Genomic DNA, 19,424 nt, shown 5'->3' on the forward strand with positions numbered 1-19,424 from the left:
TGATTTTTTACTAGTCAATTATAAGAATAAACGCTGGATATCGTTCCATGTGACAACCAGCATAAGAAGCATTAAGAAAGCTACGCCGATAAATACGACAAATGCTTCCTTGTCACGGTTTATCGGCTTGCCGCGGATTGCTTCAATGAATAAAAACAGCAGCCGCCCGCCGTCAAGCGCCGGTATCGGCAGCAGGTTGACGATTCCCAGGTTGATGCTTAAAAACGCCGCAAACTGGAATAGGTTGATAATACCGGTTTTTGCAACTTGATCCGTCATATCATAAATGCCGACAGGACCCGAAAGCATATCAAGCTTAAACTGGCCTGTCACAATTTTGCCCAGATTGGTCAGGATCGCTTTTGTGACATCAACGGTAGATGTCGCGCCGTAGGCGATCGCTGCAAGCGCGCCTTTTTCAGTCGGCGCATAAGAGCCGAAGCGGCCGATTGTTTTTTTATTTTCATCTTTTACAGCTTCAGGTGTAACCGAGATATGAAACGATTTGCCGTCCCGTTTGACGGCGACATCGATTTTTTTTCCGGGATTTTCTTTTACCGCTGTCACGATGTCGGTCCATGACCTCATTTTTTCACCGTTAATGCTCTGGATATAGTCGCCTTCTTTTAAACCGGCAGCCGCTGCGCGTCCATTGTCTGTCAGCTTCCCGAGCTCAGGCTGATTTGAAGGCACGCCTTGAATGAATCCAAGCATGACGAGAATGACATACGCTAAGATGAAGTTCATTATCGGACCGGCAGCAATCGCCTTAATCCGCTTCCATACGGGTTTAGACCCGAATTGTCGATTGTAAGGCGCAATCTGCACTTCTTCTCCGTCTACGATAAAAAAAGAGGTCTGACTGACAGTAAAGCCCGCCAGTTCATCTTCTTTCCCCTGCTCGTACCCGGTAATCTTCATTTCGTGCTCAAGATCAGCCGTCTCCACCTCGATAATTAAAGCGTCAGGATATTTTTCCTTTTGATTAATGATGACTTTTTCCACTTCGTCATCTTTATTAAAAAGAAGCCCGACGGTATAACCGGGTTTGACTTCGATCATCTCCGGGTCTTCACCGGCCATGCGGACGAACCCGCCGACCGGAAGGAGTCTGATCGTATACACGGTTTCATTCTTTTTAAATGAAAAGATTTTAGGGCCGAAGCCGATCGCAAATTCACGGCAAAGGATTCCCGCTCTTTGGGCGAGCAATAAATGCCCGAGCTCATGGAAAAAAACAAGCGTTCCGAAAATAATAATAAACGCGATAACTGTATTCACGAACATACCACCTTATGTGAGTATTGAATTAACGTATCCCCGGGTGTCTTTGTCCACTTCTTGGATATCCGCAAGACTCGGATCCTGAATTACGCTGTGGCGGTCCAATGCTTTTTCAATCAGGTCCTCAATCGATAAGAATGAAATCCGTCCGGCAAGAAAAGCGGCAACGGCTTCTTCGTTGGCCGCATTTAAAACCGTCGGCATCGTTCCCCCTATTTTACCTGATTCAAAGGCAAATTGTAAGCAGCGGAACCTTTCAAAGTCAGCTTTCGCAAAATGAAGGCTTCCGATCTCCCATAATTCAAGCCTTTTTGTTTCAGGCAGAGGCAGCCGGTCCGGATATGTCAGCGCATATTGAATCGGCACCCTCATGTCCGGATTTCCGAGCTGGGCGATGACGCTTCTGTCGTGAAATTCAACCATCGAATGAATGATGCTCTCCTTATGTAATACAACGTCAATCTGTTCATACGGAATGTCAAACAGCCAATGCGCCTCAATAACTTCAAGTCCTTTATTCATCATTGTAGCCGAGTCAATCGTAATTTTTGCGCCCATCGACCAGTTCGGGTGGTTAAGGGCGTCGGCAATCGTTACAGACTCAAGCTCCTGCCGCGTTTTATCTCTGAAACTGCCGCCGGATGCCGTAATGATCAGGCGCTCGATATTTTTGCTCTGTTCGCCTTGCAGCGCCTGAAAAATAGCGGAATGTTCGCTGTCGACCGGAAGAAGAGGAACACCGTATCGTTTTGCGTGTCCTTTCACTATATGCCCGGCAGTGACGAGAGTTTCCTTATTTGCAAGCGCAATTGTTTTTTTCTGTTCAATCGCTTTCAAAGTCGGGATTAAACCGACGCTTCCAAGCAGCGCATTGACCACGATATCCACTTCGTCCATGACTGCCGCTTCAATCAGGCCTTCTTCTCCGATGCCGATTTGGCATTCATGAGAAAAAGACGCTTCTTTCACTTTTTGGTATGTATCCATGTCGCCGACTGCTACATATTTCGGCTGAAACGTTCTGATCAACGGGATCGCTTTCTCGGCGTTTTTACCGAAAGTCATCGAGACGAGACGGAACTGATCTTGATGCATGCGCAATACGTCTAACGTCTGCTCCCCTATTGATCCTGTTGCTCCTAAAAGACAAATATTCTTCAAAATGCCACTCCCATTCTATGCGTCCAGATCGGTCTTATTTTCATATTAGCTTTTCTCATGAAAAAAGCGCAAGCAGAAAGTATAAGAACGGCATGACAAACAAAAAGCTGTCAAATCGATCTAAAATGCCGCCGTGCCCGGGAAGGATTTTTCCCGAATCCTTCACATCATAGTGCCGCTTAAGCGCTGATTCAACCAAATCCCCGATCTGTCCGAACACAGACAGAACAAGCGTGATGACCAAAAGAACCGGGTATGAAATCGGAAGGTGCGCAAACAGCTGAAAAACAGCCGTAAAAATAAGGGCGATGACAATACCGCCGAGAAACCCTTCCACTGTTTTGTTGGGACTGATTTCGGGCCACAGCTTCCGCTTCCCGAGCGACTTTCCGACGAAATATGCGCCTGAGTCCGTTGACCATATGACAACGCAGGCATAAAAGATATACAAAAGCCCGTTTGTTTCAATGTTTCTGATTTCAATAAAATAATGAAAACACAGTCCGATATATACCGTCGCGAGAACGATAAACCCGACTTCGTCAAACGTAAAGGTGTTTTTCACGAGCACCGTATAGCTGAGCAGAATCAATACGGCGAAAATCGTTACTTCCATTTTCGCATCGAAAAAATGATACTTGTCCGGCATCATATACAACCATAACAACAAGAGGCTGATCAGACCCGGAAAAGAAAAAAATCTGAGCTTTTTCATCCGCAAAAGCTCAAAAAGCGCTATACTTCCCATCACGTAAACAAATACGGTGAACGGCAATCCTCCGAAAATAACCAAAAATAAAAATAGTGCCGCTGCCAGAACACCTGTTAACAATCTTTGTTTCATTTCCACCATCCTCTAAATTCCGCCAAACCTCCGGCCCCGCTGCTGAAATTCTCCCACTGCCTGCAGAAAGTGATCTTCTTTAAAATCGGGCCACAGGACATCTGTAAAAACAAATTCACTGTAAGCCACCTGCCAAAGCATAAAGTTGCTCAATCTGATTTCTCCGCTCGTTCTGATGAGCAGCTCCGGGTCCTGGATTGATTCCGTCATTAAATGCCCGGAAAAGAGCGCTTCATCAATGTCTTCGATATTCAGCGTGCCGCTTTTCACCTGTTCGGCCAGTGCTTTTGCCGCATTGACGATTTCCGTGCGTCCGCCGTAGTTCAAAGCGAAATTGAGAATCATCCCGTCATTTTGTTCTGTATCTTTTACGGCTTTCTCAATCGCCCTGTACGTATGAGAAGGGAGCGCGGATTCATCTCCGATAATTTTCACCTGTACATTTTCCTCTATCAATTCAGGAAGATACGTATTCAGGAACTCTTCCGGAAGCTTCATCAAAAAGTCGACTTCCATCTTCGGGCGCTTCCAGTTCTCCGTTGAAAACGCATAAAGAGTCAGAACTTTAACGCCGAGCTGACTTGCGAGCTTTGTCACCCTTTTTACCACTTTCATTCCTTCATGATGTCCGGCAATCCGAGGGAGTGAGCGCTTCTTCGCCCAGCGTCCGTTTCCGTCCATAATAATAGCAATGTGTGCGGGAATTTCACCCTTCAGTATGTCTTCTTTTGTATACCGTTCTAAGTTGGAAGCCGCATTCTGCTGATTCTTCCAATTTTTGAGTATGTTGAGCATGAGATTCCTCCGTCACCCAAAAAGGTTGCGTTGCTGATGATCAATGTAATCAACAGTATTAACAAAAAAACCCCCTGTAAACATGAGAGGGTCTTTTCACATTATCTATTGTACATAGTTTTTCATTAAACTTCCATGATTTCTTTTTCTTTGTCCTTTGTGACGCTGTCAATTTTTGACACATATTCATCTGTCAGCTTTTGAACGTCTTCACTGGAAGCACGAAGCTCGTCTTCTGTAATGTCTCCGTTTTTCTCAAGTTTTTTGAGGTCATCGTTGCTGTCACGGCGGACATTACGGACTGCTACTTTCGCTTCTTCCGCGTACTTTTTCACGACTTTGACAAGTTCTTTACGTCTTTCTTCCGTCAAAGCCGGGATCGCGATGCGGATAATGGTGCCGTCACTTGTCGGAGTTACCCCAAGATCAGCTTTCAGAATCGCTTTTTCAATATCGCCGATTGCCGTTTTGTCATACGGTGTGACAACAAGCATACGCGCTTCAGGCACATTGATGGAAGACAGCTGGTTTAAAGGTGTTTGGGCACCGTAGTATTCTACTGTCACTTTATCCAATAGAGATGGGTTGGCACGTCCTGCGCGGACTGACGCCAATTCGCGTGAATAAGCGGCAACCGCTTTTTCCATGCGTTCTTTTGTTTGTGTTAATACTTCGTTTGACAACGTTATTTCCCCCTTACGATCGTTCCGATTGATTCGCCGATTACGGCACGCTTAATATTTCCTTCTTCCATAATAGAAAAGACGATCAGCGGAATATCATTATCCATACATAATGAAGAAGCCGTAGAATCCATGACTTCCAGCCCGTCTTTTAACACATCGAGATAAGATAATTTTTCGTATTTAACGGCTGACTCATCTTTTCTCGGATCAGCATTATACACACCGTCGACATTATTTTTCGCCATTAAAATCACATCCGCTTCTATTTCAGCGGCACGCAGCGCTGCGGTTGTGTCCGTAGAGAAATAAGGATTTCCTGTTCCCGCGGCAAAAATAACAACGCGTTTTTTCTCCAGGTGCCGGATGGCTTTTCTTCTGATGTAAGGCTCAGCGACCTGACGCATTTCAATTGATGTCTGCACTCTGGACTGAATTCCGAGCGTTTCCAGGCTGTCCTGCAGGGCAAGTGAGTTCATGACAGTAGCAAGCATGCCCATATAATCGGCCGTCGCGCGGTCCATTCCTAAGTCACTGCCTGTTTTTCCGCGCCATAAGTTGCCGCCGCCTACGACTACGGCCACTTCGACGTCAAGCTCAGCGATTTCTTTTACCTGTTTAGCGATGGACTGGATGACAGTCGGATTAATGCCGTTTCCCTGCTCTCCTGCCAATGCTTCTCCGCTAAGCTTTAAAACGATACGATTGTATTTTGGTTTTTCCATAATAACCTCCAAGTGTAAACATTGCCGTTTCCTATTATGCAAGAGAAAAAAAGGTTTGTAAATATAGTTTTAAAAATAGGGAACACAAGTAGTGTCCCCTATACTGCCTGAAAAGCCGCGAAAGATTCGCCAAGGCTTTCCGCCATTATTTTTTCACTTGGTTCATAACTTCTTCAGCAAAGTTTTCTTGGCGTTTTTCAATACCTTCTCCAACTTCGTAGCGGACGTAAGTTTTAACAGATGCGTTTTTCGCAGCCACAACTTGTTTCACTTTTTCGTCTGGGTTTTTAACGAAAGCTTGGTCTAATAAGCAAATTTCTTCGAAGAATTTGTTCAGACGGCCTTCAACCATTTTAGCTACGATGTTTTCCGGTTTGCCTTCTTGAAGAGCTTGCTGAGTCAGGATCTGACGCTCATGGTTTGCTTCTTCTTCAGACACTTGGTCGCGGGAAATGTAACGAGGATTTACCGCTGCAACATGCATCGCGATGTCTTTTGCAAGATCTTCGTCAGTTGTTCCGCTAAGAACGGATAAAACGCCGATGCGGCCTCCCATGTGAAGGTAAGCACCGAACGCTTCGCTGTCTTCTTTTGTAATAACAGCAAAACGGCGAAGAGTGATTTTCTCTCCGATTTTAGCAACGTTGCTTGTGATGTATTCTTCAACAGTAGAACCGTTTTCCATCTTTTGACCCATTGCTTCTTCAAGATCAGCAGGAGCGTTTGCAAGAAGGTGGTCAGCAAGCGTGTTCAGAAGCTCTTTGAAGCCTTCGTTTTTCGCAACGAAATCAGTTTCAGAGTTTACTTCTAAGATAACGCCTTTGTTGCCGTCAGTTTTAATAAGAGTAGAACCTTCAGCAGCGATACGGTCAGCTTTTTTAGCCGCTTTCGCAATTCCTTTTTCTCTCAGAAGGTCGATTGCTTTGTCCATATCTCCGTCAGTTTCAGTCAATGCTTTTTTACAGTCCATCATACCAGCGCCTGTTTTTTGACGCAGTTCTTTTACCTGCTGTGCAGTAATAGCCATTTGAATTCCTCCTTATATGTGTAAACAAGATATGTATAGATACATTTTTCTTGAAAAAAGGTGATAAAAGGCAGTCCCTTCTATCACCTTTTGATTAGGTTACGCAGTTGTCGTTTCTGTTTCAGGTGCAGTCTCTTCAGCAGCTTCCGCTTCTTCTTCGCCTTGCTTCGCTTCAAGAATAGCATCTGCCATTTTAGAAGTAAGAAGTTTGACAGCGCGGATTGCGTCATCGTTTGCAGGGATTACGACATCAATTTCATCAGGATCACAGTTTGTATCTACGATTCCGATGATAGGAATGTTCAATTTACGAGCTTCCGCAACAGCGATGCGCTCTTTGCGAGGATCGATGATGAATAATGCATCAGGAAGATCCTTCATGTCTTTAATTCCGCCGAGGAATTTTTCAAGACGCTCTAATTCTTTTTTCAATTGAACAACTTCTTTTTTCGGAAGTACTTCAAATGTACCGTTTTCTTGCATTTTCTCGATGTCTTTCAGACGCTTAATGCGTTTTTGGATTGTTTCGAAGTTTGTCAGTGTACCGCCCAACCAGCGTTGGTTGACATAGTACATGCCAGAGCGTACAGCTTCTTCTTTAACAGAATCCTGAGCTTGTTTTTTTGTGCCGACGAAAAGGATTTTTCCGCCTTCAGCAGCAAGGTTTTTCGTGAAGTTGTAAGCTTCCTCTACTTTTTTCACTGTTTTTTGAAGGTCAATGATGTAGATTCCGTTACGCTCCGTGAAAATGTAACGCTTCATTTTTGGGTTCCAGCGGCGTGTTTGGTGGCCGAAGTGAACACCAGCTTCAAGCAATTGTTTCATAGAAATAACTGACATGTGATTTCCTCCTAATAAAATGGTTTTTTTCCTCCGCTTAGGTCATTTTTGTGCAGAACTGCCGTTTGCAGCACCCTCTGCATAAATCGTTAAGCGTGTGTATTTAACACCAAGAAATAATATAACACAGCTTTATGCGACAATCAAGAATCCTTTACAGCTTTGCCGCGAAATTTTAAAAACAGCTCGATTTCTGTCTTTCCGCTCTGCATCCGTTTGGCAATTTCCGCGGGGGTGAGCCCTTGTTCATATAATTCTGAAACACGTTCTTCAAACGAATGCGCGCCGCTGTTTTCGTCACTTTCAGCCCGTTCCGTTGCACTGATGAGCTTTTCCATGTGGTCCGGAATATCAGGCTCTTCTTTCGGTTCCGGCCGGGGTTCGGCGTCTTCTGCGTCCGGCGCTTGACGGCTTTTTGCGTCTTCGAGTCTTTCATTTTCTTCTTTCAGCTCAAGCAGAAACGCTGCAAGGGTGTTTTCCGTCTCTTCAAGAATCTTCTTCTGCTGGCGCTCCGTCTCCTTGAGGGCTGAAAACCTCGTGTACAGAATAATGACGGCATAAAGCAGTACGCCGTGAAGCACAAAGCTTAAAAGCCATAATAGTGTTGACATGTTTTTCACTCGCTAACCATGAGTTCATTATTGAATTACTTTTTCAAGCAGGTGCTTTAATTTGAACAGCGCCTTTGAATGAATCTGTGAAATCCGCGACGTCGAAAGGTTCAGGACTTGTCCGATTTCGGTCAAAGTCAGTTCTTCTTTATAGAATAAACTGACGACAAGCTGCTCTTTTTCAGAGAGCTCATGAATTTTGCCCGCAAGCTGAGCGATCAGCTCGTCCTTCATGATTTTTTCTTCCGGCGGCACATTTTTGTCATCTCTGATCATCACTTGAATATTCTCACCGTCATCCTGGTCGTGAAGCTTTTCATCAATTGATAAGAGATTGGCAAAAAACCCTTCATTCATCGTTGATACTACGTCCTGCTCCGTCATCCCCAGCTCTTCTGCGATCTCTGAAGGCGTCACATTCCGAAGGTAGCGCTGTTCAAGTTTTTCGATCGCCGCTTCGACTTTTTTTGTCTTCTCCCGTGAAGTTCTGGGCAGCCAATCTTCTTTACGCAGCCCGTCGATGATTGCACCGCGAATTCTAAACGAGGCATAGGTATCAAATTTTAAATCCCGGCCGGGGTCAAATTTTTCTAGGGCATCATATAAACCAAGCATACCAAGGCTCATTAGATCGTCTTTATGCACCGATTTCGGCAGTCCGACGGAAATTCTGCCGACATGATATGTGACCAGCGGCATGTAACGGCGCATTAAATCATCACCGGCTTTAGGATCTTTCCACTCTTTCCAGCGCGACCAAAGCACCTGATCTTCATAATTCAAGGATTGCATTGTTATCCCCCTACCTCATACCTTTATTAAATCGTTGTTTCACCTTGTTTAACAGTTCGAATGTGCAGCATGCAGGACTTTGGCTCAAATTCAATCGTCCGGCCGCTTGAGCCGCCCGTATCTTCACTGATGACCGGAATGTTATACAATGAAAGCTGCTCTTTGATGGCCGCTACATTCCTCGGACCGATTTTCATCAGGTCATTTGTCATTTTAAACTTAAACATCTCCGCTCCCCCGGCGAGTTTTGCCTTCAGGGCAAACTTGCGGCAGCCGGCTTTCAAAAGCATATCAATCGTCATCTTAACGGCGGTGTCCGCGTATTTTGCACGGTTGAGCTCCGCCGTTTTTGATAAACCGGAGTCCGGCAGCATGACGTGAACGAGTCCTGCCGTTTGTTTGTCTTTATCGTATAAAACCAGCCCCACGCATGAACCGAGTCCCGAGGTCCGGATTTTATCCGGGTAACGCGCGACTTGAACATCCGCAATCCCCACTTTAACGACTGCGGCTTCCGCACGGCTCATAAAGCCGCACCCAATGAGACGAAGAGCTTTTCAAAAGAATCATAGTCCGGGAGCATAAACATGTGGGCTTTGAGCTCCTGCCGGCTGCCCTGGTCAAAAATAGAAGTATCCACGACAATGGCATGCTCTCCGACTTGGCTGAGCTCCATCAGCCCTTCACTGATAACCGCGCCGAACATATCAAGTGAGATTTCCGGCACGCTCGGGTAAATCTCAAGCTTTGTCAAATCAGCCAATGCCGTTAAATAGGAACCTGCTAAAATATTGCCGAACTCATGTAAAGCAGAAGAACTCAAATGATCTTCGCCCAGCTGGTCAATATCAAAATCCGGATTTCCGATCAGCTCTCTGATAAACTGTTCCGCCTGATCAAAAGGCATGATGAGAAAGATAGAGCCGGTCATGTCGCCTTCCATTCTTAAAAAGATACTGGCGACCGGCGTTTCAGCCCCGCCGAAAAAATCAGCGAGCTCATCAAATGTCAATAAAGTCGCAAACGGCACTTCCATGTCTATCTTTCTGTTCAGCAGCTGAGCCATTGCAGAAGCCGAGTGACCCGCCCCGATATTTCCGACTTCCCGCAAAATATCCATCTGCTCTTCTTTGATCGCTTCAAACTTACTCATGTTGTCTTTTCCCCTTTAAGCATTAGGCTCTCCGGACGCAGATGCCGAAGCACCTTTATCCAGCACCGCATGCGCATCGATAATATTGAGGAGCCTGTTATCTTGCTTAACGATCTGTTTAATCCACACATCCGTTTCCTTTGTCTGGCTTTCAGGCGCGGATTCGATTTCATTTTCATGCACGGTGATGACGTCATTGGCCTCATCCACGACCCATCCGACATCAGCGTCACGGTAAGAAATGATGATAATCCGAGTCTCTTCTGTGATGTCCTGTTCAGGCTGGTTCAGACGTTTTCTTAAATCAAGAACCGGGGTAATCACTCCGCGCAGATTGATAACGCCGCGGATATAAGATTCCACACCCGGGACCCTCGTCGGTTTTTGCCACTTTTCAATTGATTTCACCTGGGAAACTGAGATAGCGTATTCTTTCCCGTTTATCATAAACACAATCATTTTTTCACCTGTTTTGATTTCAGCAGTCATTCGGGCACCTCCTCGTGTCGTTTTAGTAGATCAGCGCATTACAATCAATAATCAGCGCCACTTCTCCGTTTCCGAGAATCGTAGCGCCGGAAATCGCAAAGACGTTCGTCAAATAGTCGCCGAGTGATTTCAGTACGACTTCCTGCTGTCCGATAAAAGAGTCCACGACAAAAGCAGTGGATTTATCGCCCTTTTTCACGACGATTACATGGAACTGATCGGCATCCTGTTTTGAATCCGTAATGCCGAATTCTTTTTTCAGATAGACGATCGGAACGATTTGGCCTCTGAAATCAATCACTTCTCTGTCATGCGTCTGCAGGATATCTTTCTTATCAATAACAGCCGTCTCTATAATAGAAGAAATCGGTATCGCAAACGTCTCTTCTTCCAGTTTAATGAGAAGAACAGATATAATTGAAAGTGTCAGCGGAAGCTGGATACTGAAAAGAGAACCTTGGCCTTCCGCGGATTTGACACTGACAGAGCCGCCGAGTGATTCGAGTTTATTTTTCACAACATCCAGACCGACGCCCCTCCCTGAAATGTCAGAAATTTGATCGGCAGTCGAGAAGCCCGGAGCAAAAATAAGCTCGTAAATCTCATTATCTTCAAGCGTTTCAGCATCACGTTCGGTGATTACACTCCGTTCGAGCGCTTTTTCAAGAATTTTCTTTCTGTTCAAGCCGGCCCCGTCATCTTCAACCTCAATAAAGACGTGATTGCCGCTGTGATATGCCTTAAGCACGACATGACCTGATTCTGATTTTCCTTTATTCACCCGCACTTCAGGCGATTCAATGCCGTGATCGATGCTGTTTCTGATTAAATGGACAAGCGGATCACCGATTTCATCAATCACCGTACGGTCCAGCTCCGTTTCAGCTCCGATGATGGACAATTCGATTTTCTTGTTTAATTCCTTTTGAAGCTGGCGGATCATTCTCGGGAAACGGTTAAAGACGGTTTCTACCGGCACCATCCGCATATTAAGAATAATAGACTGAAGGTCGCCCGAGATTCTGGTCAGGCGTTCAACGGTTTCAGTCAGCTCATTGTGGTCAAGCTCCTTGGCGATCTGCTCAAGACGTCCGCGGTCAATGACAAGTTCTTCAAAAAGGTTCATTGAAGAATCCAGTCTTTCAATGTTGACGCGAATCGTTTTCGAGCCGCTGTGATGCTTCGGCTGTTCTTCCGTTTTCGCTTGCGGCTTTGGCTGTTTCTCAGCCTTTTTAACCGGAGCTTCCTTCACCTGTTCAGCCGCTTGCGGTTTTTCGGCCGTTTTTAACGGCGCACCGGCAGAAATTTCGACATTCTCCACTTCTGAAATGCCGCTGATGAGTTCTTTAATTTCTTCAGCAGGCTGCTTTGTCAAGAAACACACCTGAAAATCCGTTCCGAAATCTTCCGTCTCAAGCACTTCCGCGGCAGGTATCGTTTTTGCGACTTCTCCGGCTTCATTCAGCTTTTCAAAAATCATGTACACCCGCACGGCTTTGAGCATGCAGCTTTCATTCAGGGAAACCGTTATTTCATAGCGGCTGAATCCTTGCTCTTCCGCCTCTTCAATAACAGTCCGTTCGAACTCATCATAATTCCATTCAGCTGAAGCCTGTTGTTTTGAAGCCGGCGGTTCTGCTGTTTCGGCTGAAGCCGCAGTCTCATGCACCGCATTTACGTCGAGCTTCGCACTCACTTCAGAAATATCACGTTTGCCGTCTCCTCCGTCAATAATGGACTGCACCATCTCTTCAAGATGATCAAGCGCTTCAAACAGCACATCCAGCCAATCTGATGTAACGGGCATTTCTCCGTTGCGGATGGCGTCCAGCACATTTTCCATCAGGTGGGTTAAATGCGCCAGATCTGTATATCCCATCGTTGCGCTCATGCCTTTCAGCGTATGGGCAGCTCTGAAGATGTCATGCACAAGCTGAAGGTCTGCCGGATCTTTTTCCAACAGCAGCAGCTTTTCGTTACATGTCTGTAAGTGCTCTTTACTTTCATCAATAAAGACATCTAAATATTGATTCATATCCAATTGATTCACACCCTCTCTTTTTTCACACATCCGGTGATGGATGCCGCGATATCTTCCACATGTTTAATCTCATGAATGAGGCCCGCCTTTATCGCTGACTTCGGCATTCCGAACACAACACAGGATTCGTCCGATTCCGCAATCGTTTTAACGCCGCCTGTTCTGAGCATTTCTTTTACGCCTTCGGTTCCGTCGCTGCCCATGCCGGTCATAATGACGGCTACCTTTTCGTAATCGGATAAGCGGCTTGCCGACCGAAACAAATAATCGGCTGACGGTTTATGCCGGCTTTCCGTATCATGAACGTCAAGAATGATGCGGAGCCTTCCGCCTTCCTCTGCAACCGTCATATTTTTTCCGCCGGGCGCGATGTACACCCATCCGTCTTTCGCTTCTTCACCGTTTTCCGCTTCTTTGACCTGAATATCTGACAAATGGTTGAGTCTGTCTGCAAGTGAAGCGGTGAAGCCTTCAGGCATGTGCTGAACGACAAATACAGGCGCCTTTAAATCCTTCGGCAGTTTCGGAATCACCTTTTGCAGAGCCCGCGGTCCGCCTGTAGAGGTCGCGATGAATACGGCCTGCTTGGCGGATTTTGCTTTCGGTCTTTCAAATCCCGCTAAAGCCGGACGTTCCGGGATAGAAGACTCTTTCACTGCCGCCTCAGGTTTTTGTGCGCGGGACAGCCCGGCTGCAATCACCCTCTCAATCAGCTGCTCTTTAATTTTATAAAGATCAAGTGAAATCGCTCCGGAAGGCTTGGTGATAAAATCAAAAGCGCCCATTTCCAGGCAGTTGATCGTTCGGTCCTTCCCTTGTTGTGTCTGGCTCGATACCATGATTACGGGAAGTTTATATATGCTGATGATCTTCCGCAATGTATCCGTTCCGTTCATGACCGGCATTTCAATATCAAGCGTGACAACATCCGGTTTGAGAAGCTCTATTTTCTTCAGCGCCTCTTCCCCGTTTCTGGCTGTCCCGATGACTTCTATCTGCACTTCCGCAGCCAGAAAATCGGTAATCATCTTTCTCATAAAAGCTGAGTCATCAACGACAAGCACACGAATCACTGTAAAGTCCTCCTCAATAAAAAAGAAGATAATCTCTCAATAAATGCCGGTTTCTCTTCTCTTGGTTTGTTTTCTTCCGTTTGAAACAAGACATCCGTCAGAAGACGGACGGACCTGCTGGCTTTTGCTTGAGGACTTTTTATTAAAAAAGGCACCTGGTCAATGACGGCTTGACTTACTAGCGGGTCATCGGGTATGGAGCCGGCGAAACGCACTTCCGCGCCTAAAAACGTGTGAATCGCATGAGAAAGGCGGTTGTACGTGTCCAGCGCCTGTTTTTGGGAGCGGGCGCGATTGACGGCAATGTTTACGGTCAGCCGTTCATCCGCGAGCAAAAGATGTTTGATCGCGCTGTAGGCATCCATAATGGCCGTCGGCTCAGGCGTTGTCACGGCGAGAATGTCTTCCGCCGATAAAATAAACGGCAGCTGTTCGTTTGAAAGTCCCGCTCCCATATCAAACAGAACGTAATCAAAATCGCTTAATACAGCGGAAAGACCATTCATAAAAGCCGCCCACTTCTCTCCGTCAGCTTGATAGATCGCCTCAAGCCCCGTTCCTCCGGATATGTACCGAAGGCCTTTCGGACCGGAGGACAGTGATTGCGCCAATGCGTGCCGATTCTCCATCACATCAATAATGGTGCGGGAAGAAGCAGCGCCGATCAGCACATCAATGTTGCCCATTCCGATGTCAAGATCAATGATGAGTGCTTTTTTTCCTTTTTCCTGCAGGGCAACTGCCATGTTTAATGTTAAATTAGATTTTCCGACGCCGCCTTTACCGCTGATGACAGCTAATGTCTTCGCTTTTTTCTCATAAAGCTCCGGCTTGATCATTTGCCGCTCTCTCATTTTCCTTCTTAATGACTCTGCCTGATCGGGTTTCATGTCAAAAGCATCCTTACAAACTCTTTTGGTGAAGCCGATAGGATGTCCTCAGGCACATCCTGTCCATTTGTCAAATAGGCGGCGCCGATTCTTGATTCCGACAGCACTTGAAACACGGAGCCGAGTGAGGCGGTTTCATCCGTTTTCGTGAAAATGAATTGATTGACCGGCACACCGGAAAAACGTTTCAGCACCTGTTTCATATCTTCATATTTTGCAGATGCTGATAATACGAGAAAGGATTGTAAGCCTGATTCAAACGGAATCATCTCTTGTAATTCCGTAATATACTGCTCTTCTTTAAAGTTTCTACCGGCTGTATCAATGAAAACATGGTCATATTCAGCGAATTTTTCCAGTGCCTTCAGACATTCTTCCTTTGAATAGCATACTTCAAGAGGAGCCTGAAGCAGCTCCGCATATGTCTTCAGCTGCTCGACCGCGGCAATCCGGTAAGTATCCGTCGTCATAAAGGCAATTTTTTTATGCTCTGTCAGCATTGATGAGGCCGCGAGTTTCGCAAGTGTAGTCGTTTTGCCGGCCCCGGTTGAACCGAAAAGCACGACGTATTTTGATTGAATCCCTTCCTGCCACTTGTCTTCCGAAGGGAGTTTTTTCACTAACAAATCCTGCAGTTTTGAGCTGACATTATCTTCAGTTAAATCTCCGGAAACAATTGAAGAACGGAGCAATTCACTGAGTACGGCGTTTTGCGTATGATCAGGAAGCCCAGCTTGCTTCAATAGTCTCTCGGCTTTTTTTAATGGTTCAGGGAGCACTTCTTTATAATGCGCCAGTTCGCCGGAAATACTTTGATCCGGAAGACGCGGCGGCTGAACAGGCTCAGCTTTCTCCGCCGTTTCCGTCTTTTTCATTTCTTCAGCGGCAGCCGGCGGCGTTTTTCTCGCTTCCCTGACGTCACGATCTAAAACCGCTATCACTTCAACGGCCTGCTGCGACCGCAGCCCCAGCCATTTTCGTTTCTTTACTTGTTTGGAATGTAAAATAACGGCATCATTGCCGAGTTCCTTTTTGATTTGCTTCGCGGCATCCTGCATTGAAGCGGCTGTAAATTTTTTTATTTTCATTAAATATCCACCACTCCAATGCTCTGTACTTCAACATTTGCTTCCAGCTCATTATAAGAAAGAACCGGAAGATCAGGGAAATACCGTTCTAACAGCTGTTTAACATACATTCTGACAGCAGGCGAGCAAAGAAGAATCGCTGACTCCTGACGGATGGAAAGCTGCTCGGCCTCTTTAGCGACAGAACGGATGATGCTGTCTGAAACCTCAGGGTCGAGTGACAGGTAATTGCCCTGTTCAGTCTGCTGTACCCCGTCTGCAATCGCTTTTTCCACCCGGCCTGAGCATGTGATGACCTTCAGCGTTTCATGCTCTCTCGCATATTGTGCCGTGATTTGTTTGGCAAGCGACTGTCTCGCGTATTCTGTCAAAAGATCTGAATCTGTCGTTAATCTTCCGTAATCGGCAAGAGTTTCAAAAATGGTCACCAAGTTTCTGATTGACACTTTTTCTCTCAGCAATTTGGCAAGCACCTTTTGAATATCGCCGACAGAAAGAGGGTTTGGCGTGACTTCCTCAACAAGCACAGGATAATTTTCCTTCAGATGATCGATCAGCTGCTTTGTTTCCTGTCTGCCGACCAGTTCATGGGCATGCTGCTTAATTTTTTCTGTAATATGCGTAGATACGACTGACGCCGGATCAACAACTGTATACCCCAGCATGTCTGCTTCATCTTTCGCAGCTTCGCTGATCCATTTTGCAGGAAGTCCGAACGACGGTTCAATCGTTTCAATTCCTTCAATGACGTCATCTTCAGGCGTCGGTGACATCGCTAAGTAATGATCTAGCAGGAGCTCTCCTTTAGCGACTTCATTGCCTTTAATTTTCAATCTGTATTCATTCGGCTGGAGCGCGATGTTATCCCTGATGCGCACAACCGGAATGACAAGTCCCAATTCAAGCGCAAGCTGACGTCTGATCATGACGATGCGGTCAAGAAGATCACCGCCCTGCCCCGCGTCTGCAAGCGGCACGAGTCCGTATCCGAACTCAAATTCAATCGGATCAATATGTAAAAGCTGCACGACGCTTTCCGGGCTTTTCAGTTCATCCGCCTGAGCCTCTTCTTCAAGAATTTCTTCCTCTTCTTCGCTCGGCTTATCCGTTTTGGACAGCATGTAAGCGCCGAATGCAAGCAGACCGGCGATCGGTCCCGTCAGCAGAATGCCGATCGGTGTAAGAAGACCGAGCAAAAGTACAGTTCCCGCGGCTACATACAAGAGCTTCGGATAAGCAAACAGCTGGCCTGTAATATCATGACCGAGGTTTCCTTCAGATGCCGCTCTCGTCACGACAATCCCCGTAGCCGTTGAGATGAGCAAAGCCGGCATTTGAGAAACGATACCGTCACCGACCGTCAGCATTGTAAAGTGAGACGCAGCTTCTTGTATGCTCATCCCCTGCTGCAGCATGCCGATTACGATTCCGAAAATAATATTGATCATCACGATGATGATACCCGCGATGGCATCTCCTTTGACGAATTTGCTCGCACCGTCCATGGCGCCGTAAAAATCGGCTTCCCGGGCGACTTTTTCACGTCTGTGCTTTGCATCCTGCTCCGTAATCATGCCGGCATTTAAATCCGCGTCAATACTCATTTGCTTTCCGGGCATCGCATCGAGCGTAAATCTCGCCGCCACTTCCGATACCCGCTCGGCGCCTTTTGTAATGACGATAAACTGAATAATAATCAAGATAATGAAGACAACAAGCCCTACCAGCACATTTCCGCCGACAACGAAATTCCCGAATGTCTCAACAACCTTTCCTCCTTCTCCGTGAGAAAGAATCGAACGTGTCGTCGACACATTGAGCGAAAGCCGAAACAGCGTCAATAACAGCAGCAATGACGGGAATATCGAGAATTGCAGCGGTTCTTGCATATTCATTGTGGTGAGAAGCACGATCAACGCAAGAGAGATATTAATGATGATCAAAATACTTAACAACCATGGAGGGAATGGAATCACCAGCATTGCCACAATGAGGACAACACTTATTAAAACCGATAAATCTCTTGTTGACATGCTGTTTTTCTCTCCTTTTGAATTTGAAATTCACTATACTTTTTGTTTCGTTTTATATACATAAGCCAAAATTTCCGCAATGACTTTGAAAAACTCTTCCGGCACAGCCTGGTCAATGTCAACCTGATCATATAACGCACGCGCGAGCGGCCTGTTTTCAATCGTCATGACATCATGTTCTTTGGCGATCTGCCTGATTTTTAATGCGAGATGGTCGACCCCTTTGGCAACAATGTAAGGGGCGTCCATTTTCTTTTCATCATATTTTAAAGCTATCGCATAATGGGTCGGGTTGGTAATGATGACATCCGCTTTCGGCACTTCCTGCATCATCCGCCTCATCGCCATTTCCCGCTGCTTCTGCTTAATTTTGGACTTGATTATCGGATCACCCTCCGATTTTTTGTATTCATCTTTTATATCCTGCTTTGACATTCTGATATTTTTCTCATAGTCAAAACGCTGATATAAATAATCAAGCCCGGCCAGCAGCATTAAAGCCCCTGATCCCGCAAGCCCCATCCAAAGCGTGAGCTTAGAAACGAAAGTGAGCACTTCCGCAGGCGTTAAAAGCGGAAGGCGAAGAATATCGCCATAATGAAGCCAGAGCACCATAAAGGCGGCAAAACCGACCACAGTAATCTTCAAAATGGATTTGACCAGTTCAACAATCGCCCTCATGCTGTAAATCCGCTTAAATCCTTTCAGCGGGCTGAGCTTATTCAAGTCAGGCTTGAGGACTTCCGCAGAAAACAGAAAACCCACCTGCATGTAATTGCTCACGACACCTGCCACAAGCGCGACCAGCATAATCGGCGCGAGGATGAGGCTGATATCTTTCACCGTATCCACGAACAGTTCATGCACGGCAGATGCTGACAGGTGTAATGTTATCGATTTCGTATAAAACGTTTTAATAAAGGACAGCAGCCTGTCCCGCATATAAGGACCGAGCGCGATCAGCGAAAGAAAGATAATCAGTAAAGAAACGGCTGTATTCACATCCGTACTTTTCGCGACCTGTCCTTTCTTTCTTGTATCCTTCCGTTTTTTCGGAGTGGCTTTCTCCGTTTTTTCACCGGCAAAGAATTGCAGATTCAGTCTGAGTCTCATCATGTCACACCGACCAATGCCAATAGATTCCGCATGGTTTCAACGGTAAGGCTGAAGATGTTGCGGACGACGACAAACATCACCGACATACAAACGATCAGCATAATAAAGCTCACGGCTATTTTCAGAGGAAGCCCGACAACGAAAACATTCAGCTGCGGCACCGTTCTCGCTACAATACCGAGCGCCAAATCAACTAAAAACAGACTGGCCACAACCGGCGCAGACATTTGAAAAGCGATAATAAACATGGCATTGAAGCTTTTTGCGATAAAAAGTCCAAACTGATCATTTCCAAACGACGGAAATGCCTGGTCAAGCGGGATATACTGAAAGCTGTAATAAATCCCGTCCAATAAAAGATAATGGGCGTTTACGCTGAGCATAAATAACAGCGCAAGCGTATAAACGAATTGTCCGATCAGCGGGCTTTGCGTTCCTGATTGCGGATCAATGACATTGGCGATGGAAAAGCCCATCTGAAAATCAATAAAGGAACCTGCTATCTGAATGGCTGTCATCATCATGAAAGCGATCAGCCCGAGGCTCAAGCCCACAACGGCCTCTTTTATGACAAGCAGCATATACTGTTCCCCTATTTCTATTTCCGGCGCATGTTTCAGCGTGCTGAAGCAGATCACCGAAAGAAAAAAAGCAAAGCCGATTCGGTGAACCGCCGGCAGATTCCGATGTCCGAACACCGGCACCGTTACAAAAAAAGCAGAGATTCTGATAAAGACCAATAAAAAAGCGGGAAATAAATCAATGATGGAATTCATTTG

General features: G+C 46.0%; 20 protein-coding genes. All 20 read right to left on the reverse strand.

Annotated elements, in window-relative coordinates; all coding sequences use genetic code 11:
* Window positions 1–18: 18 nt before the first annotated feature.
* Complete coding sequence (rseP, locus tag K3G25_RS09540; RefSeq protein ID WP_095060061.1) at window positions 19–1,287, reverse strand: RIP metalloprotease RseP; 1,269 nt, start codon at window positions 1,285–1,287, stop codon at window positions 19–21.
* Window positions 1,288–1,293: 6 nt separating this feature from the next.
* Window positions 1,294–2,445 carry a 1-deoxy-D-xylulose-5-phosphate reductoisomerase gene (gene dxr, locus K3G25_RS09545; RefSeq protein ID WP_003154208.1) on the reverse strand — a complete coding sequence of 384 codons (1,152 nt, stop codon included), beginning with the start codon at window positions 2,443–2,445 and terminating at the stop codon, window positions 1,294–1,296.
* Between the two features lie 55 nt (window positions 2,446–2,500).
* Window positions 2,501–3,298, reverse strand: a complete 798-nt coding sequence (locus tag K3G25_RS09550; RefSeq protein WP_007409796.1) for a phosphatidate cytidylyltransferase — start codon at window positions 3,296–3,298, stop codon at window positions 2,501–2,503.
* Between the two features lie 3 nt (window positions 3,299–3,301).
* Window positions 3,302–4,084, reverse strand: coding sequence for an undecaprenyl pyrophosphate synthase (locus K3G25_RS09555; RefSeq protein ID WP_014417783.1), 783 nt, complete (start codon window positions 4,082–4,084; stop codon window positions 3,302–3,304).
* Window positions 4,085–4,209: 125 nt separating this feature from the next.
* Complete coding sequence (gene frr / locus K3G25_RS09560) at window positions 4,210–4,767, reverse strand: ribosome recycling factor (protein ID WP_003154212.1); 558 nt, start codon at window positions 4,765–4,767, stop codon at window positions 4,210–4,212.
* Between the two features lie 2 nt (window positions 4,768–4,769).
* Entirely contained in the window at window positions 4,770–5,492 is a 723-nt protein-coding gene (gene pyrH / locus K3G25_RS09565; RefSeq protein ID WP_003154213.1) for a UMP kinase, read from the reverse strand.
* Between the two features lie 145 nt (window positions 5,493–5,637).
* Window positions 5,638–6,519: a translation elongation factor Ts gene (gene tsf / locus K3G25_RS09570; RefSeq protein ID WP_007409794.1), complete on the reverse strand. Its 882-nt coding sequence runs from the start codon at window positions 6,517–6,519 to the stop codon at window positions 5,638–5,640.
* Between the two features lie 99 nt (window positions 6,520–6,618).
* Complete coding sequence (rpsB, locus tag K3G25_RS09575) at window positions 6,619–7,359, reverse strand: 30S ribosomal protein S2 (RefSeq protein WP_003154215.1); 741 nt, start codon at window positions 7,357–7,359, stop codon at window positions 6,619–6,621.
* Between the two features lie 143 nt (window positions 7,360–7,502).
* Window positions 7,503–7,970 carry a DUF6115 domain-containing protein gene (locus K3G25_RS09580; protein WP_014417782.1) on the reverse strand — a complete coding sequence of 156 codons (468 nt, stop codon included), beginning with the start codon at window positions 7,968–7,970 and terminating at the stop codon, window positions 7,503–7,505.
* A gap of 27 nt (window positions 7,971–7,997) precedes the next feature.
* Window positions 7,998–8,762 carry an RNA polymerase sigma-28 factor SigD gene (gene sigD, locus K3G25_RS09585; protein WP_003154217.1) on the reverse strand — a complete coding sequence of 255 codons (765 nt, stop codon included), beginning with the start codon at window positions 8,760–8,762 and terminating at the stop codon, window positions 7,998–8,000.
* A gap of 26 nt (window positions 8,763–8,788) precedes the next feature.
* Entirely contained in the window at window positions 8,789–9,289 is a 501-nt protein-coding gene (gene cheD, locus K3G25_RS09590; protein WP_003154219.1) for a chemoreceptor glutamine deamidase CheD, read from the reverse strand.
* Window positions 9,286–9,915, reverse strand: a complete 630-nt coding sequence (gene cheC / locus K3G25_RS09595) for a CheY-P phosphatase CheC (RefSeq protein WP_014417781.1) — start codon at window positions 9,913–9,915, stop codon at window positions 9,286–9,288. Before cheC ends, cheD begins: the two co-directional genes overlap by 4 nt.
* 15 nt (window positions 9,916–9,930) lie before the next feature.
* Entirely contained in the window at window positions 9,931–10,404 is a 474-nt protein-coding gene (gene cheW, locus K3G25_RS09600) for a chemotaxis protein CheW (protein ID WP_003154225.1), read from the reverse strand.
* A 22-nt stretch (window positions 10,405–10,426) separates the two neighbouring features.
* Window positions 10,427–12,445, reverse strand: coding sequence for a chemotaxis protein CheA (cheA, locus tag K3G25_RS09605; protein ID WP_029973461.1), 2,019 nt, complete (start codon window positions 12,443–12,445; stop codon window positions 10,427–10,429).
* Window positions 12,446–12,450: 5 nt separating this feature from the next.
* On the reverse strand, window positions 12,451–13,518 hold the full coding sequence (locus K3G25_RS09610; RefSeq protein WP_007409791.1) for a protein-glutamate methylesterase/protein-glutamine glutaminase: 1,068 nt from the start codon (window positions 13,516–13,518) through the stop codon (window positions 12,451–12,453).
* A complete protein-coding gene (locus tag K3G25_RS09615) occupies window positions 13,515–14,408 on the reverse strand; it encodes a MinD/ParA family protein (protein ID WP_014417779.1) in 894 nt (297 codons plus the stop codon). Before K3G25_RS09615 ends, K3G25_RS09610 begins: the two co-directional genes overlap by 4 nt.
* Window positions 14,405–15,496 carry a flagellar biosynthesis GTPase FlhF gene (gene flhF, locus K3G25_RS09620; protein ID WP_021493683.1) on the reverse strand — a complete coding sequence of 364 codons (1,092 nt, stop codon included), beginning with the start codon at window positions 15,494–15,496 and terminating at the stop codon, window positions 14,405–14,407. The genes K3G25_RS09615 and flhF overlap by 4 nt, the downstream gene beginning before the upstream one ends.
* On the reverse strand, window positions 15,496–17,529 hold the full coding sequence (flhA, locus tag K3G25_RS09625; RefSeq protein ID WP_014417777.1) for a flagellar biosynthesis protein FlhA: 2,034 nt from the start codon (window positions 17,527–17,529) through the stop codon (window positions 15,496–15,498). Before flhA ends, flhF begins: the two co-directional genes overlap by 1 nt.
* A gap of 33 nt (window positions 17,530–17,562) precedes the next feature.
* A complete protein-coding gene (gene flhB, locus K3G25_RS09630) occupies window positions 17,563–18,642 on the reverse strand; it encodes a flagellar biosynthesis protein FlhB (RefSeq protein ID WP_014417776.1) in 1,080 nt (359 codons plus the stop codon).
* On the reverse strand, window positions 18,642–19,421 hold the full coding sequence (gene fliR / locus K3G25_RS09635) for a flagellar biosynthetic protein FliR (protein WP_014417775.1): 780 nt from the start codon (window positions 19,419–19,421) through the stop codon (window positions 18,642–18,644). Before fliR ends, flhB begins: the two co-directional genes overlap by 1 nt.
* Between the last annotated feature and the right edge of the window lie 3 nt (window positions 19,422–19,424).

This window comes from Bacillus sp. FCW2, assembly GCF_021228595.1.
Lineage (GTDB): Bacteria > Bacillota > Bacilli > Bacillales > Bacillaceae > Bacillus > Bacillus velezensis.